Source organism: Marilutibacter maris (assembly GCF_003233695.1).
In the GTDB taxonomy this organism is placed as follows: domain Bacteria; phylum Pseudomonadota; class Gammaproteobacteria; order Xanthomonadales; family Xanthomonadaceae; genus Marilutibacter; species Marilutibacter maris.
The window spans coordinates 714,944-728,928 of record NZ_CP029843.1; the positions used below are offsets into that span (position 1 = coordinate 714,944).

Here is a 13,985-nt window from a genome sequence, read left to right on the forward strand (position 1 = left end):
CCATGAACGCGGTATCCCTCGATCTGGCCCGGTTGCGTCGCAGCTGCGCCCATTGCTCACTGCGACAGCTGTGCCTGCCCGGCGGTATCGACTCGGTCGCGCTGGCGCAGCTCGAACAGCTGGTGCGGCGCTCGCGTCCGGTCCGCCGCGGCGAACGGCTGTACCGGATCGGCGAACGCCTGAGCGCGGTCTACGTGGCCAGCGCCGGCGCGTTCAAGACCGTCAGCCTCAGCGAGTCGGGCGAGGAGCAGCTGTTGGGCTTCCATCTGCCCGGCGAGTTGATGGGACTGGACGGTCTGGGCGAGGGCCTCCATCGCTGCGAGGCCGAGGCCCTGGTCGACGCCAACGTCTGCGAGGTGCAGCTGGAACAGCTCAGCGCCGTCGCCCTGCAGCTGCCGGGCCTGCACCAGCAGTTGCTGCGGGTGATCGGCCAGAGCCTGGATCGCGATCACGACCACGCCGGCCTGCTGGTGCGGCGCCAGGCCAACGAGCGCATCGCCTTGTTCCTGCACGGCCTGGGCGAGCGCTACGCGCGCATCGGCGAGGATCCGTACCGGTTCCGCCTGCCGATGAGCCGCGAGGACATCGCCCGATACCTGGGGCTGGCCCTGGAGACGGTCAGCCGCGGTCTGACCCGCTTGCAGGAGGACGGGGTGATCGGCGTGCGCGGACGCATGCTGGAGATCCTCGATCCGAAGGAGCTGTCCCGCCTCGCCCACGGCGCCGAGAATTGCGAGCCGGTCCGCCGCGGTACCCTCTGAGCCCCGCGCCGGCGACCGGACCGGTCAGCCCGGCAGGCTGGCGCAACCCAGCGCGCTCAGCAGCGCATGCATCGCCGGTACCTGCGCCAGCCACGGCGCCGACAGGGTCAGGACCCCGGCCAGCAGCACCAGCGATGCCGCCGCACCGCGCCAGCGCGGGTCCTGCAGGCGGCGGCCGAAGCGCGCGCCCGACCAGGTCAGCGGCAGCATCACCGGCAGCGTGCCGAGCCCGAACGCGGCCATCGTCAGCGCGCCGTTGAGCGCGTCCGCCTGCAGCCAGGCGGCGGCCAGCAGGGTCGTGCTCAGTCCGCACGGCAGCCAGCCCCACAGCATCCCCAGTCCCAGCCGCTTGGCCCGGGTGTTGGCCGGCAACAGGCGCCGTTGCAGCGGCCGCAGGCCGCGCCACAGGGTCTGGCCGCCGCGATTGAGGAAGCCGAGCCGGCCGTGGCGGTCGAACAGGCGCAGCGCCGCCAGCACCAGCACCGCACCGACCGCCATGCGCAGGCCGGTGGCCAGGCCGTCGATGCGGGCCAGGCCGAGGATGCCGTGGCCGAAGCCGCCGGCGATCGCACCGGCGAGCACGTAGCCGCCGACGCGGCCCAGATTGCTTTCCAGCGCGACCGTCCAGCCGCCGCCGATGGCGCCGGCCGGCAACGAGGCGCGGGCCATCGCCGAGAAGCCGGTGGCGATGCCGCCGCACATCGCCGCGCAGTGCAGGCCGCCGAGCAGGCCGGTCAGCAGGGCCGCGCCCAGGGTCAGCCAGTCAATCGGCATCGCGCGCGGGAGCGGGCGGCGGGGCGGCAGGCGGTTCGTGGTCCGCCGCCGTCGTCTTCGGCGCCGGTTCGGGGTCGTCGCGCAGGATGTCCAGGGCCGGGGTGTCGAGATCGTCGAACTGGCCGCGGCGCACCGCCCACACGAACATCGCGATCGCGGCGACCAGCAGCATCAGGCTGAGCGGAATGAGCAGGAGCAGGATGTTCATGGCGCGGTGGTCGCGATGCGGGCCTGGCGGGTGTCGGGCCGACGCGGCGGGCGCGCCAGCCGCAACGCGTTGAGGGTGACCAGCAGCGAGGATAGCGCCATGCCGAGGGCGGCGATCCACGGGGTGACGTGGCCGCTGGCGGCCAGCGGCCAGGCCAGCAGGTTGTAGCCCAGCGCCCAGGCCAGGTTCTGGCGCACGATCCGCCGGGTCCGCCGGGCCAGCGCGACCGCCTGCGGGATCCGCGCCAGCGACGGGCTGGTGACGACGAAGTCGGCCGCGCGCTGGGCCAGGGCGGCGCCGTCGGCCATCGCCAGCGACACGTCGGCGCCGGCCAGCACCGGGGCGTCGTTGAGGCCGTCGCCGACCATCGCGACGACGTGCCCGGCCTGCTGCAGTTCGCGGACCCGCGCCAGCTTCTGCTCGGGACTCTGGCGCGAACGCGCGTCCCCGACTCCCAGCGCGGCGGCGAAGCGCGCGACCGTGGCGGCGGCGTCGCCGCTGCATATCTCGACGTCGACGCCGTCGGCGCGCAGTTCGGCGAGCGCCTCGGCCGCGTCGGTGCGCGGGGTTTCGCGGATCTCGAAGCGCGCGATCGCGGCGGTGCCGTCGCCGAGCCACAGCGCACCGTCGTCGTCGCGATCGCGACAGGCGAAGCCGGCATGGCCGAGTCGCCATTCGCGTCCGTCGACATGTCCGCGCAGGCCCGCGCCCGGGACCAACCGCACCTGCTCGGCCGGGGGGGCATCGGCGACCCGCTCGAACGCGCGCGCGAGCGGGTGGCGGCTGTCGCGCTCCAGCGCGGCGGCGATCCGCAGGACCTGCTCGCGGCCGTAGCCGGATGCGGCCGCGTCGAAGACCTGGACCTCTTGCAGCACCGGCCGGCCGTCGCCGAGGGTGCCGGTCTTGTCGAACACCATCCGGTCGGCGCGGGCGAGCGCCCCGAGCGCCTCGCCACGCAGGCCGAGCACGCCGATCCGCGCCAGCGCGCCGTGCGCGGTGGTCAACGCCGCCGGCACCGCCAGCGACAGTGCGCATGGACAGCTGACCACCAGCACCGCGAGGGTGACCTCCAGCGCGCGCGAAGGCTCGTGCAGGTGCCACCATGCGTATACCGCCGCGGCCGACACCAGCAGTACGCCGACGAAGGCGCCGGCGATGCGCTCGGTCGCCTGCGCCAGCGGCGGTCGCGCCGCCTGCGCACGCTCGACCAGGTGCACCAGCTGCGACAGCCGGGTGCTGGCGCCGGTATGGGTCAGGCGGATCCGCGCCGGCCGTTCATGGCAGTGGCTGCCGGCCAGCACGGTATCGCCGGGCCGGCGCGGCACCGGCTCGGACTCGCCGGTCAGCAGGGCTTCGTCGAAGGACGATGCCTGGTCGAGCAGGGTGCCGTCGGCCGGCACCGCCTCGCCGGGCGCGACCCGGACCACGTCGCCCGGTGCCAGCTCGGCCAGCGGCACCTGCTCGCAGGCGCCGGCATCGTCCTCGCCCCCGCGTTCGCGGGTCGCCAGGGCCGGGCGCGCCCGCGCCAGCGCGTCGACCTGGGCGCTGGCGATGCCGCGCGCGCGCTGTTCGAGCATGCGCGCGACCAGCAGCAACAGCACGAACATCACCGCGGCGTCGTACCAGACGTGGACGCCGCCGCGGACGGTCTCCAGCACGCTGGCGAAGTAGGCGAGCAGGGTCGAGCCGCCGATCAGCGTGTCCATGCCCAGGCGGCGGCCGCGCAGTTCGCGCCACATGCCCTCCAGGAACGGCCAGCCGGAATAGAACACCACCGGGGTCGAGACCAGGAAGGTCAGCCAGCGGAAGAAGTCGCGGGTCGCGGTGGGCATCGACTGGGTGGTGTCCAGGTACAGCGCCTCGGCCAGCATCATCGCCTGTACCGTGCCCAGTCCGGCCACCCCCAGGCGCAGCAGCCAGCGGTTGCGCTCGCGCCGGCGCGCGGCCTCGCGCGCCTCGCCGGTCGCCAGCCAGGGTCGGTAGCCGAGCGCGGCCAGCCGCGTCATCAGCGTCGACAGCGAGGTCCGCGCCGGGTCCCAGGCCAGGCGGATGCGACCGGTGACGGCGTTCGCGGTGAGGTCGAGCACGCCGGGCTCGCGGCGCAGCGCGCGGTCGATCAGCCAGGCGCAGGCGGCGCAGCGCATGGCGTCGGTCAGTACGGTGATCTCGCGGCCGCCGTCGATCCGGCGGCTGTGCTCGGCCAGCACCGCGTCGCGGTCGAATGCGGCGTAGTCGGGCAGGTCGACGCCGACCCGGCCGGCCGGCGACTCGCGCAGGCGGTAGTAGTCCTCCAGCGCCGCACCGGCGATCCACTGCGCGGCGGCCGCGCAGCCGCTGCAGCAGAAGCGGTGCTGGCGATCGGCGATGAGGCCGGTGACCGGTGCCGCCGGAAGCGGTTCGCCGCAGTGGTAGCAGGCGCCCGCGGCAGTGGCCGGGGCGGACGGCGTGCCGCCCCCGTCGTGCGGTCGCGGTGCGCGCGGCGCGGGCCCGGAGCTGTCCAAGCCGGCTATTCCGCCTTCAGCACCGGTCCCAGCCGCGCCGCCTGCTGGGTCGCGATCAAGCGTCCCTGCAGGCGCCAGCGGCCGTCGGCCGGGCCCAGTCGCAGCAGCCAGTCGTGGCCGGGGTCCAGGGCCTGTTCGAGTTCGGCGGCCCAGCCCAGCTCGCTCGGCCGCAGCTCGACCTGCAGATCCTGCGCGGCGTCGGTCGGATGCGACAGCACCAGGGTCAGCGGGCGATCGTGCGAGGTGCCGTCGCGGGCCCGCTGCTCGGCCGATGCGTCGTCGCCGGATTCGGCCCCGGCGGAGGCCGGCACGGTCGGGGCGGTGGTGTCGCGGGTCCAGGCGCCGCTGGCCGGCAACAACAGCAACCGCTGACCGTCGACCTGCAATACCGCCGACAGCTTCAGCTCGCGGGCGCGCTCGTCCGGGCCGAGTTCGACGGTCTGGATCTGGGCGGTGCGCTCGACCGGGTCGATCACCGCGTCGCTGCCGCCGCTGGAGATCACGATGGTGGCGATGCCGGCGACGACGGCGGCGACCGGCAGGCCGATCAGCAGCCAGACCATGGGTTCGCGCAGGGGGTGACGCTTGCTCATTCGATCGGTCCGAAGAAACTGGATTCGACATACTCGCGGGTACTGCCGTCGACGGCCTCGACGGTGAACACGACCGGATGGCGGCCGTTCAGCTCGCGCGCCGCGGACAGCGTCAGCGGGATGTTCAGCACCGCCTCGGCCGGCGCCTCGATGGTGCGCTCGCCGCCGACCAGTTCGACGCCGGCGGGCGCCTGCAGGCCGAGCCGGTAGCGCTGGGGCTCCACGGTCTTGTTGATCAGCTTGAGGGTATAGCCGTTCTCGATGCGCTCGCCGGCCACTTCGCGGTACAGCGCGTTGCGGTCGCGCAGGACCTCGGCGATCAGCGCGCTGCGGTGGGTGACGCCCCAGGCCCAGGCCGCGCACAGGCTGGCCAGCAGCAGGCCGTAGACCAGCACCCGCGGACGCAGCACCCGGGTCGGCTTGGCGTCGATCGCGTTCTGGGTCGAATGGCGGATCAACCCGTGCGGGTAGCCCATCTTGTCCATCACCTGGTTGCAGGCGTCGATGCAGGCGCCGCAGGCGATGCACTCGTACTGCAGGCCGTTGCGGATGTCGATGCCGGTCGGGCAGACCTGCACGCACAGGGTGCAGTCGATGCAGTCGCCCAGCGCCTCGCCGCTGAACTTCGGCAGCGGCTCGGCCTTCAGGCCCTCGTCGACGACCGAGGTGGTGCCGGCGCTGTCGACCTTCTGCTGCGCGTGGGCGAAGCGGAACACGTAGTCGTTGGCCTTGTCGACGTCGAGCAGGCCGCGCGCGCGTTCCAGCACGCTGGCCAGGCCGCGCTTGCGCGGGCCGCGCGGTTCGCCGCGCATCGGGTCGTAGGCGATCAGCAGGGTGTTGCGGTCGAACATCGCGCTCTGGAAGCGCGCGTACGGACACATGTACTTGCAGACCTGCTCGCGCAGGAAGCCGGCATTGCCCCAGGTCGCGAGGGCGTAGAACAGCACCCAGAAGGTCTCCCAACCGCCCCAGCCCAGCGGCGCGCGGATCGCCAGGTCGCGGATCGGGACGAAGAAGCCGGCGAAGGTGAAGCCGGTCCACAGCGCGAACAGCAGCCACAGCACGTGCTTGCCGCCCTTGCGCAGCAGCTTTTCGCGGTTCCAGGGGCCGGCGTCGAGCTTCATCCGCTTGTGCCGGTCGCCTTCGGCCCAGCGCTCGATCCACAGGAACACCTCGGTCCACACCGTCTGCGGACAGGCGTAGCCGCACCACAGTCGACCGGCGAGGGTGGTGAAGAAGAACAGGGCCATGCCGGCGATGATCAGCAGCAGGGCGAGGAAGATGAAGTCCTGCGGCCAGAAATTCAGTCCGAACACGTAGAACTTGCGCGCCGGCAGGTCGAACAGCACCGCCTGGCGGCCGTCCCAGCTCAGCCACGGGAACAGGTAGAACATGCCCAGCAGCACGAACACCGCGATCTTGCGCAGTCTCTGGAAGCGGCCGTCGACGTCGCGCGGATAGACCTTGCGCTCGCTGACGTACAGCGCGCTGCCGGCGTCTGCGAGGATTTCGATGTCGATCTTCTTGCTCATGGACTTCTCGGTGCGGCGTCGTGCCCGCGCGGGCGGGCGATGCGACGTGCCGCGGCGGGCTGGGGGCGCCGCATCCGGGTCCGTGCGGCGAGGGCGGTGGAGGTCGCGCGGCCGGGCGGCCGCGCCGGGCCTCACTCAGGCGGCAGCGGCCGGTTGAAGCGGCTGGACGGCCGCAGCAGGATCCAGGTGAACAGGCTGGACGCGGCCGCGGCCAGCCAGAACATGAAGAAGCCGATGCTGTAGCCCAGCACCCGGGTCAGCGGCAGACCGGGGAAGGTCATGTCGCGCAGCTCGATCGGGTCGATATGGGCGAAGAACACCATCGTGCAGACGCACGCGGTGAAGAAGCTCGGCCACAGGATCGCGCCCAGCCGCTGCGCCAGCGGGCGCGGCGGATGGTCGAAGCGTGGAGCGGTGTAGTCGGGCATGCGGCCTCCCTACTGCGTGCTCGTCGCGTCGGTGTCCTGCGGGTGCGACAGCGACCAGACGTAGGCGGCGACCAGGCGCGAACGGGTTTCGCCGAGCAGTTCGCGATGCGCCGGCATCACCCCGTGGCGGCCGTTGGATATGGTCTCGTACAGGCTGGCCTTGCTGCTGCCGTACATCCAGTAGTCGTCGGTCAGGTCGGGCGCGCCGAGTTCGATGTTGCCCTTGCCGTCGGGACCGTGGCAGGCCACGCAGACGCCGTCGAACAGCTTCTTGCCCTGCGCCGCCATGTAGTTGTTCTCCATCGACCCCGGGTCGGACAGGGTGCGCACGTAGGCGACCACGTAGTCGACCGCGTTGTCGCCCTTCATTCCGGTCAGCACCTTGCCCCATGGCGTCATCACGCCCTCGCGGCCGTCGAGCACGGTCTGCAGGATGCGGTCGGGGCTGCCGCCCCAGTGCCAGATGTCGTCGGTCAGGTTGGGGTAGCCGATCGCGCCCTGGGCGGAGGAGCCGTGGCAGGTCGCGCAGGTGTTGCTGAAGATCGAGCGGCCGAGTTCGACCGCGGCCGGGTCGCGGGCGATCGCGTCGACCGGCTGGCCGACGTAGGGACGGAAGGTCTCTTCCAGGCGCGCGTCGAAGGACTGCTTGTGCAGCTCATGCTCGTCCGCCGAGGTCCACTTCGAGACGCCGGCGAAGGCGCCCAGGCCCGGGTAGTAGATCAGGTAGCCGACCGAGAACACGATGGTCAGGTAGAACAGGTTGATCCACCACTTCGGCATCGGCTTGTTGTATTCGGTGAGGTCGCCGTCCCAGGTGTGACTGGTGTCGGTCGGCGCCGGGTCGCCGGGACGACGACGGCCGGTCCACCAGATCAGCCACACGCAGCCGAGGATGTTCAGCGCGATCAGTGCGATCACGAACCATGACCAGCCAGCGCTCATCGTTGCGTCTCCTCAGGTGTATCGGGGCTGGCGTCCTCCTCCAGCGGCAGGCGTGCGGCCGCGTCGAGCTCGGGCTTGAGCTTCGGGCTCCACAGCCGGATCCAGCCGCCGACGAACAGCGCCAGCAGTATTGCGGTGACGATGCCGGACACCATCTCACTGACCTCCGCGCGGCGCGTGCCGGCCCAGGCCCTGCAGGTAGGCCACCAGCGCATCGAGTTCGGTCTTGTCGGCCACCGCGTCGCGGGCGCCGGCGATGTCCTCGTCGGTGTACGGGTCGCCGATCGTGCGCAGCGCCTTCATCCTGTGCTCGACCACGGCGCCGTCGACCCTGTTCTTCTCCAGCCACGGGAACCCGGGCATGTTCGACTCCGGCACCACGTCGCGCGGATTGATCAGGTGCACGCGGTGCCAGTCGTCGGAGTAGCGGCCGCCGACCCGGGCCAGGTCCGGACCGGTGCGCTTGCTGCCCCACTGGAACGGGCGGTCGTAGACCGACTCGCCGGCCAGCGAGTAGTGGCCGTAGCGCTCGGTCTCGAAGCGCAGCGTGCGCACCATCTGCGAATGGCAGTTGTAGCAGCCCTCGCGGACGTAGATGTCGCGGCCGGCCAGCTCCAGCGCCGGGTAGGGCTTGACCCCCGGCAGCGGCTGCACCGCCTCGGCCTGGTACATCAGCGGGACGATCTCGGCGAGGCCGCCGAACGACACCGCCACCGCGATCAGCACGGCCATCAGGCCGACGTTGGTCTCGACTTTCTCGTGGGAATGGCTCATGCGTCGGTCCTCAGGCAGTGGCCGCTTCGGCACGGTCCGGCGGCATCACCGGGACCGGCTCCAGTGCCGGCGCGCGCTGCCAGGTCTTGAACACGTTCCAGCCCATCAGCAGCATGCCGGTGACGACCAGCAGGCCCCCGGCCAGGCGGCCCAGGTAGTACGGATAGGTCGCGTTGAGCGCCTCGACGAAGCTGTAGGTGAGGGTGCCGTCGTCGTTGGTCGCGCGCCACATCAGACCCTGCATCACCCCGGCGATCCACATCGAGGCGATGTAGAACACCACGCCGATGGTGTGGATCCAGAAGTGCAGGTCGATCGCCTTGACCGAGTACATCTGCTTCTGGCCGAGCAGGCGCGGCAGCATCGAGTAGATCGCGCCGACGCTGATCATCGCCACCCAGCCCAGGGCGCCGCCGTGCACGTGGCCGATCGTCCAGTCGGTGTAGTGCGACAGCGAGTTGACCGTCTTGATCGACATCATCGGCCCCTCGAAGGTCGCGATCATGTAGAAGCTGACGGCGACGATCAGGAACTTCAGGATCGGATCGGTGCGCAGCTTATGCCAGGCCCCGGACAGGGTCATGATGCCGTTGATCGCGCCGCCCCAGCTCGGCGCCAGCAGCACCAGCGAGAACACCATGCCGACCGACTGCACCCAGTCCGGCAGCGCGGTGTAGTGCAGGTGGTGCGGGCCGGCCCACATGTAGATGGCGATCAGCGCCCAGAAGTGCACGATCGACAGCCGGTAGGAGTAGACCGGACGCTGCGCCTGCTTGGGGACGTAGTAGTACATCATCCCGAGGAAGCCGGCGGTCAGGAAGAAACCGACCGCGTTGTGGCCGTACCACCACTGCGCCATGGCATCGACCGCGCCGGTGTACAGCGAGTACGACTTGCCCATGCCGACCGGCAGCGCCAGGTTGTTGACGATGTGCAGCAGGGCGATGGTGATGATGAAGGCGCCGTAGAACCAGTTGGCGACGTAGATGTGCTTGACCCGGCGCTTGGCGATGGTGCCGAAGAACACCACCGCGTAGGCCACCCAGACCAGGGTGATCAGGATGTCGATCGGCCATTCCAGTTCGGCGTACTCCTTGCCCTGGGTCAGCCCCATCGGCAGGGTGATCGCGGCGGCGACGATCACCGCCTGCCAGCCCCAGAACACGAACGCGGCCAGCTTGTCGGAGAACAGCCGCACGTGGCAGGTGCGCTGGACCACGTGGAAGCTGGTCGCCATCAGCGCGCAGCCGCCGAACGCGAAGATCACCGCGTTGGTATGCAGCGGCCTCAGCCGTCCGTAGCTCAGCCACGGAATGTCGAAGTTGAGGGCCGGCCAGTACAGCTGGGCGGCGATGAACACGCCGACCGCCATGCCGACGATGCCCCAGATCACGGTCACCGCCGCGAACTGGCGCACGACCTTGTCGTTATAGGTTTCAACAGATGCTTGCATGTGCGGGCATTCCTACGCTCGGCCGTACCGGCGCATTCTATGAACGCGGTCGGATGGCGGGTTTGACCTGGATCAAGTCGCCGGGCGGGAGTGTGCTGGCCGCGCGGCATCCCCTTCGGTGTTGCGGCGCTACCGGGTCAGGGTAGCCGGCAGGGGTGTGAAGGCGGTTTGATGGCCGCGGCGCCGTGGGCGCGCGCCGGACCCCGAGCGGACCGGGGTTTCCCGGGCTCGATATCGGTGGGCATGTCGGTGTGGCGGGTGGGGAGTGCCGGCAGTCTATGGGGACCGTATCAGATCCGATAGAATCAGAGATTGTGCAAAAAACCGTATCAGTTGATCGCCCCGCCGGACGGTGAGCCCCCCCCATGACCCGCTATCGCGCCCTTGCCGACGAGCTCGCGCACTCGATCCGGACCGGCGTGTTCCGTCCCGGCGAGCGATTGCCGTCGGTGCGGCAGACCTGCGCCGCCCGCAGGCTGAGCCCGGCGACCGTGTTCCAGGCCTACTACCTGCTGGAGGAGCAGGGGCTGGTCGAGTCGCGGCCGCGCTCGGGCTACTACGTCGCCAGCCACCCGCCGGCGCGGCTGCCGGAGCCGGAGACGCCGTCGCGGCCGGATGGCGACTCGCGCACGCTCGATGTCAGCGCGCTGGTGTTCGAGGTGCAGCAGTCGGCGATGTACCGCGACCTGGTGCCGTTCGGCTCGGCCTTCCCCAGTCCGCTGCTGTTCCCGCTGCCCCGGCTCGGGCGCGCGCTGGCGGCCAGCGCGGTCGAGCTCGACCCATGGTGCACGGTCGACGACCTGACCCCCGGCCATGCCGGCCTGCGCCGGCAGATCAGCCAGCGCTACCTGGTCGACGGCATCGCGGTCGCCGCCGACGAGATCGTGATCACCAACGGCGCGCTGGAGGCGCTGAACCTGAGCATCGCCGCGGTGACCCGTCCCGGCGACGCGGTGCTGGTCGAGTCGCCGTGTTTCTATGCCGCCCTGCAGACGCTGGAGCGCAATGGCCTGCGTGCGGTGGAAGTGCCCACCCACCCGCGCGACGGGGTCGATCTGGATGCGCTGGAAACCGCGATCAAGCGCCACGCGCCGCGCGCGTGCTGGCTGATGCCGACCTTCCAGAACCCGTTGGGCGCGACCATGCCGGAGCCGGCCAAGCGCGCCCTGGTCGAGCTGCTGGCCGTGCACGACATCGCCCTGATCGAGGACGACGTCTATGCCGAGCTGCATTTCGGCCGCGAGCGGTCGTTGCCGGCCAAGGCCTTCGACCGCGACGGGCGGGTGCTGCACTGCTCATCGTTCTCCAAGTGCCTGGCGCCGGGATACCGGATCGGCTGGGTCGCCGCCGGACGCCACCGCCAGGCGATCGCCCGGCTCAAACTCACCGGCACCCTCAACACCAACGTGCCCGCGCAGCTGGCGATCGCCCGCTACCTGGAGCGCGGCGGCTACGAGCGCCATCTGCGGCGCCTGCGCGCGGCGCTGGCCACGCAGCAGGCGCAGTACCTGGACGCGATCGCGCGCCACTTTCCCGAGGGAGTGCGGGTGACCCGGCCACAGGGCGGCTACTTCCTGTGGCTGGAACTGCCGCCGGGCAGCGACGCGCTGCGCCTGCACCGGCAGGCGCTGGAGCACGGCATCAGCCTCGCGCCGGGGCCGATCTTCTCGGCGCGGCGCGAGTTCGGCACCGGCCTGCGGCTGAACGTCGGCCACCCGCTCGATGAGCGTGCGGACGCCGCACTGCGGACCCTGGGCGTGCTGGTCGCGCGCGCTTAGCCCTGCGCGGACGGTTGCGGCGGCGGGCTGAGCTGCAGCAGGCGGGCGTCGTCGCCGTCCTCCAGCAGCCACAGGCTGCCGTCGGGCCCCTGCTCGACCTCGCGCATGCGGTGACCCATGTCGAAGCGCTCGGCCTCGCGCGCGGACTCGCCGTCGAACTCGATCCGAACCAGCGACTGCGACGAAAGCCCGGTGATGAAGCCGTTGCCCTTCCAGGCGGGGAACAGGTCGCCGCTGTAGATCACGAAGCTGGACGGCGAGATCACCGGGGTCCAGCTGATCTTCGGAGCGATGAATTCCGGGCGGGTGTCGTGGTCGGGGATCGGGCGGCCGTCGTAATGGTCGCCATTGGAGACGATCGGATAGCCGTAGTTGCCGCCGCGCTCGACCCGGTTCAGCTCGTCTCCGCCCTTGGGGCCCATCTCGTGATTCCACAGCTGGCCGTTGCCGTCGAAGGCGATGCCCAGCACGTTGCGATGACCCAGCGACCACACCTGCGAGGCGACCTCGCCCTGGTCGGCGAAGGGATTGTCGTCCGGCACGCTGCCGTCGTCGTTGAGGCGGATGATCTTGCCGAGGTTGGAGGCCATGTCCTGGGCCGGGTCGAACTTCTGCCGCTCGCCGGAACTGATCCACAGGTGGCCGTCGGGTCCGAACGCGAGACGATGGCTGTAGTGGCCCTGGCCGGTCACCTTCGGCACCTGCCGCCAGATCACCCGCACGTCGGTCAGGCGCCCGCCGCCCTGGGCGTCGAGATTCAGCCGCGCGCGCGCGACCGCGGCGCCGCGGGTGTCGCCTTCGCCGGCCTCGGCGTAGCTGATGTAGACGCGCCGGTTGTTGGCGAAGTCCGGATGCAGGATCACGTCGCCGAGCCCGCCCTGGCCACCGTAGTCGACCTCGGGCACGCCGCCGATCTCGCCGGTCTTGCCGGCGTCGGCGCCCTGCAGCACCAGCAGCTTGAGCTTGCCGCGCTTCTCGGTGACCAGCAGGCGGCCGTCGGGCAGGAAGGTCATCGCCCACGGCTCGTCGAAGCGGGCCACCTCGAGGCTGACGAAGGGGCCGGCCGCGTCGGCCTGCGCGGGCGTCGCCACCGGTTCGGTCGCATTGGTGCCCTGACTGTTGCAGGCGGTCAGCAGGGCGGCGAGGCAGGCGGCGGTCAGCAGGCGCTGGGTCATCGTGGGCTCCGGGTCGGGGAGAGGGCGGCGATAGGCAACGCGACCGATTCTCGCATTCATCGGCAGCGGCTTCATCCGCCCGCGGCGGGCCGGCGCGATACTGGCCGGACCGCACCAGGGCTGCAGGAGCCGCGATGGAACACATCGTCACCGTTGCCTGTCCGTACTGCGGCGAGCCGATCGACCTGCGGGTCGAGCCGCTGCCGGAACCGCAGGACTATGTCGAGGACTGCGCGGTCTGCTGCAGGCCGATCGAGGTGCGGGTGGACGCCGGCGACGATGGCGGCGGTCCACGGGTCCGGGTCCGCTCCGGCGACGCACTCTGAGCCGGCGCGCACGATCCGCGTTCGTAAAAGTTGTGTTCCGTTCAGCTCGTCTCGTTCAGCCACGCGCGCCGAAACCGGTTGCCGATCACGTGCGATCGCGTTCGTCGTCACGTCTGCGCGCATCGCTAGCGCGGTGCGCGGCGGCGCAGGTTAACCCTGCGTAATCGCGGCTTTTGCGCGGGGTTTTTCGTTCATCGGCGGCGGCGCAGGGTAGGGGCCGTACGGTCGATACCACACGACTACTACAAAGACCGTGCGCTGATCGGTTGCACAACATCCCCCAAGGAGGATTCCGACATGAGCAAGAACAACCGCAAGTCCCTCAGCATCGCCCTGGCCCTGACCGCCGCGATGGCGACTCCGTTCGCATTCGCGCAGGAGACGGCGCCGCCCCAGCAGGCCGACCAGGCCGAGGCCGCGACCATGAACAGCGCGCAGCCGGCGAAGAAGAGCTGGGCGGACATCGATCTCAACCAGGACGGCGCGATCAGCAAGGACGAGGCCGCCTCGGTGCCTTCGCTGAGCCAGGTGTTCGATCTGGCCGACAGCGACGCCGACGGCAACCTCACCGCCGACGAGTACAAGAACTACGTGGCCAACGCCCAGGGCGGCACCGAGCCCGAGCCGGCCGGCGGCGAGCAGTAACGACGACGGATCCCGGTCCGGGGTCGTCCTTCCGGGGCCCCGGATCGCCCGGCCTGCATTGCGCCGGGGCTTTCTCCCACGCCCGTCCAGCCGAT

The 13,985-nt window shown here is 70.8% G+C and carries 15 protein-coding genes; 4 read left to right on the forward strand and 11 right to left on the reverse strand.

Annotated elements, in window-relative coordinates; translation table 11 throughout:
* The first annotated feature begins 2 nt into the window (after positions 1–2).
* Positions 3–761: a helix-turn-helix domain-containing protein gene (locus tag C9I47_RS03170; RefSeq protein WP_111265454.1), complete on the forward strand. Its 759-nt coding sequence runs from the start codon at positions 3–5 to the stop codon at positions 759–761.
* 24 nt (positions 762–785) lie between these two features.
* Here C9I47_RS03170 and C9I47_RS03175 read toward each other — a convergent pair whose 3' ends face one another.
* The 10 genes from C9I47_RS03175 to ccoN all read right to left on the reverse strand — a co-directional run bounded on the left by C9I47_RS03175 (position 786) and on the right by ccoN (position 9,966).
* Positions 786–1,535 carry a sulfite exporter TauE/SafE family protein gene (locus tag C9I47_RS03175; protein ID WP_111265455.1) on the reverse strand — a complete coding sequence of 250 codons (750 nt, stop codon included), beginning with the start codon at positions 1,533–1,535 and terminating at the stop codon, positions 786–788.
* Positions 1,525–1,743, reverse strand: coding sequence for a cbb3-type cytochrome oxidase assembly protein CcoS (gene ccoS / locus C9I47_RS03180; protein ID WP_111265456.1), 219 nt, complete (start codon positions 1,741–1,743; stop codon positions 1,525–1,527). Before ccoS ends, C9I47_RS03175 begins: the two co-directional genes overlap by 11 nt.
* On the reverse strand, positions 1,740–4,244 hold the full coding sequence (locus C9I47_RS03185; RefSeq protein WP_111265457.1) for a heavy metal translocating P-type ATPase: 2,505 nt from the start codon (positions 4,242–4,244) through the stop codon (positions 1,740–1,742). Before C9I47_RS03185 ends, ccoS begins: the two co-directional genes overlap by 4 nt.
* Before the next feature lie 5 nt (positions 4,245–4,249).
* Positions 4,250–4,837 (reverse strand): FixH family protein, encoded by a 588-nt coding sequence (locus C9I47_RS03190; RefSeq protein WP_111265458.1) that lies wholly within the window; start codon positions 4,835–4,837, stop codon positions 4,250–4,252.
* The gene (locus C9I47_RS03195) at positions 4,834–6,369 is read right to left on the reverse strand and encodes a 4Fe-4S dicluster domain-containing protein (RefSeq protein WP_111265459.1); all 1,536 of its coding nucleotides are present in this window, start codon (positions 6,367–6,369) and stop codon (positions 4,834–4,836) included. Before C9I47_RS03195 ends, C9I47_RS03190 begins: the two co-directional genes overlap by 4 nt.
* 131 nt (positions 6,370–6,500) lie before the next feature.
* A complete protein-coding gene (locus C9I47_RS03200) occupies positions 6,501–6,797 on the reverse strand; it encodes a hypothetical protein (protein ID WP_111265460.1) in 297 nt (98 codons plus the stop codon).
* A 9-nt stretch (positions 6,798–6,806) separates the two neighbouring features.
* Positions 6,807–7,739 carry a cytochrome-c oxidase, cbb3-type subunit III gene (gene ccoP, locus C9I47_RS03205; protein ID WP_111265461.1) on the reverse strand — a complete coding sequence of 311 codons (933 nt, stop codon included), beginning with the start codon at positions 7,737–7,739 and terminating at the stop codon, positions 6,807–6,809.
* A complete protein-coding gene (locus tag C9I47_RS03210) occupies positions 7,736–7,894 on the reverse strand; it encodes a cbb3-type cytochrome oxidase subunit 3 (RefSeq protein WP_111265462.1) in 159 nt (52 codons plus the stop codon). The genes ccoP and C9I47_RS03210 overlap by 4 nt, the downstream gene beginning before the upstream one ends.
* Before the next feature lies 1 nt (position 7,895).
* Entirely contained in the window at positions 7,896–8,513 is a 618-nt protein-coding gene (gene ccoO, locus C9I47_RS03215; RefSeq protein ID WP_111265463.1) for a cytochrome-c oxidase, cbb3-type subunit II, read from the reverse strand.
* A 10-nt stretch (positions 8,514–8,523) separates the two neighbouring features.
* Positions 8,524–9,966, reverse strand: coding sequence for a cytochrome-c oxidase, cbb3-type subunit I (ccoN, locus tag C9I47_RS03220; protein ID WP_111265464.1), 1,443 nt, complete (start codon positions 9,964–9,966; stop codon positions 8,524–8,526).
* Positions 9,967–10,331: 365 nt separating this feature from the next.
* Here ccoN and C9I47_RS03225 point away from each other — a divergent pair, with 365 nt between their 5' ends.
* Positions 10,332–11,744 carry an aminotransferase-like domain-containing protein gene (locus C9I47_RS03225; protein WP_111265465.1) on the forward strand — a complete coding sequence of 471 codons (1,413 nt, stop codon included), beginning with the start codon at positions 10,332–10,334 and terminating at the stop codon, positions 11,742–11,744.
* Here C9I47_RS03225 and C9I47_RS03230 read toward each other — a convergent pair.
* Positions 11,741–12,919 carry a PQQ-dependent sugar dehydrogenase gene (locus tag C9I47_RS03230; protein WP_111265466.1) on the reverse strand — a complete coding sequence of 393 codons (1,179 nt, stop codon included), beginning with the start codon at positions 12,917–12,919 and terminating at the stop codon, positions 11,741–11,743. The two genes, C9I47_RS03225 and C9I47_RS03230, sit on opposite strands and share 4 nt — an antisense overlap.
* A 134-nt stretch (positions 12,920–13,053) precedes the next feature.
* On the opposite strand from C9I47_RS03230, the gene C9I47_RS03235 reads away from it, so the two are divergent.
* The gene (locus C9I47_RS03235; protein ID WP_111265467.1) at positions 13,054–13,245 is read left to right on the forward strand and encodes a CPXCG motif-containing cysteine-rich protein; all 192 of its coding nucleotides are present in this window, start codon (positions 13,054–13,056) and stop codon (positions 13,243–13,245) included.
* Between the two features lie 297 nt (positions 13,246–13,542).
* A complete protein-coding gene (locus tag C9I47_RS03240) occupies positions 13,543–13,890 on the forward strand; it encodes an EF-hand domain-containing protein (protein ID WP_111265468.1) in 348 nt (115 codons plus the stop codon).
* The last annotated feature ends 95 nt before the right edge of the window (positions 13,891–13,985 follow it).

Coding starts and splice junctions, on each gene's coding strand:
- C9I47_RS03225 (WP_111265465.1), top strand. CDS start 10,332: ATGACCCGCTATCGCGCCCTTGCCGACGAGCTCGCGCACTCGATCCGG.
- C9I47_RS03190 (WP_111265458.1), bottom strand. CDS start 4,837: ATGAGCAAGCGTCACCCCCTGCGCGAACCCATGGTCTGGCTGCTGATC.
- C9I47_RS03170 (WP_111265454.1), top strand. CDS start 3: ATGAACGCGGTATCCCTCGATCTGGCCCGGTTGCGTCGCAGCTGCGCC.
- C9I47_RS03230 (WP_111265466.1), bottom strand. CDS start 12,919: ATGACCCAGCGCCTGCTGACCGCCGCCTGCCTCGCCGCCCTGCTGACC.
- C9I47_RS03200 (WP_111265460.1), bottom strand. CDS start 6,797: ATGCCCGACTACACCGCTCCACGCTTCGACCATCCGCCGCGCCCGCTG.
- C9I47_RS03175 (WP_111265455.1), bottom strand. CDS start 1,535: ATGCCGATTGACTGGCTGACCCTGGGCGCGGCCCTGCTGACCGGCCTG.
- C9I47_RS03210 (WP_111265462.1), bottom strand. CDS start 7,894: ATGGTGTCCGGCATCGTCACCGCAATACTGCTGGCGCTGTTCGTCGGC.
- C9I47_RS03235 (WP_111265467.1), top strand. CDS start 13,054: ATGGAACACATCGTCACCGTTGCCTGTCCGTACTGCGGCGAGCCGATC.
- ccoS (WP_111265456.1), bottom strand. CDS start 1,743: ATGAACATCCTGCTCCTGCTCATTCCGCTCAGCCTGATGCTGCTGGTC.
- ccoN (WP_111265464.1), bottom strand. CDS start 9,966: ATGCAAGCATCTGTTGAAACCTATAACGACAAGGTCGTGCGCCAGTTC.
- ccoP (WP_111265461.1), bottom strand. CDS start 7,739: ATGAGCGCTGGCTGGTCATGGTTCGTGATCGCACTGATCGCGCTGAAC.
- ccoO (WP_111265463.1), bottom strand. CDS start 8,513: ATGAGCCATTCCCACGAGAAAGTCGAGACCAACGTCGGCCTGATGGCC.
- C9I47_RS03240 (WP_111265468.1), top strand. CDS start 13,543: ATGAGCAAGAACAACCGCAAGTCCCTCAGCATCGCCCTGGCCCTGACC.
- C9I47_RS03195 (WP_111265459.1), bottom strand. CDS start 6,369: ATGAGCAAGAAGATCGACATCGAAATCCTCGCAGACGCCGGCAGCGCG.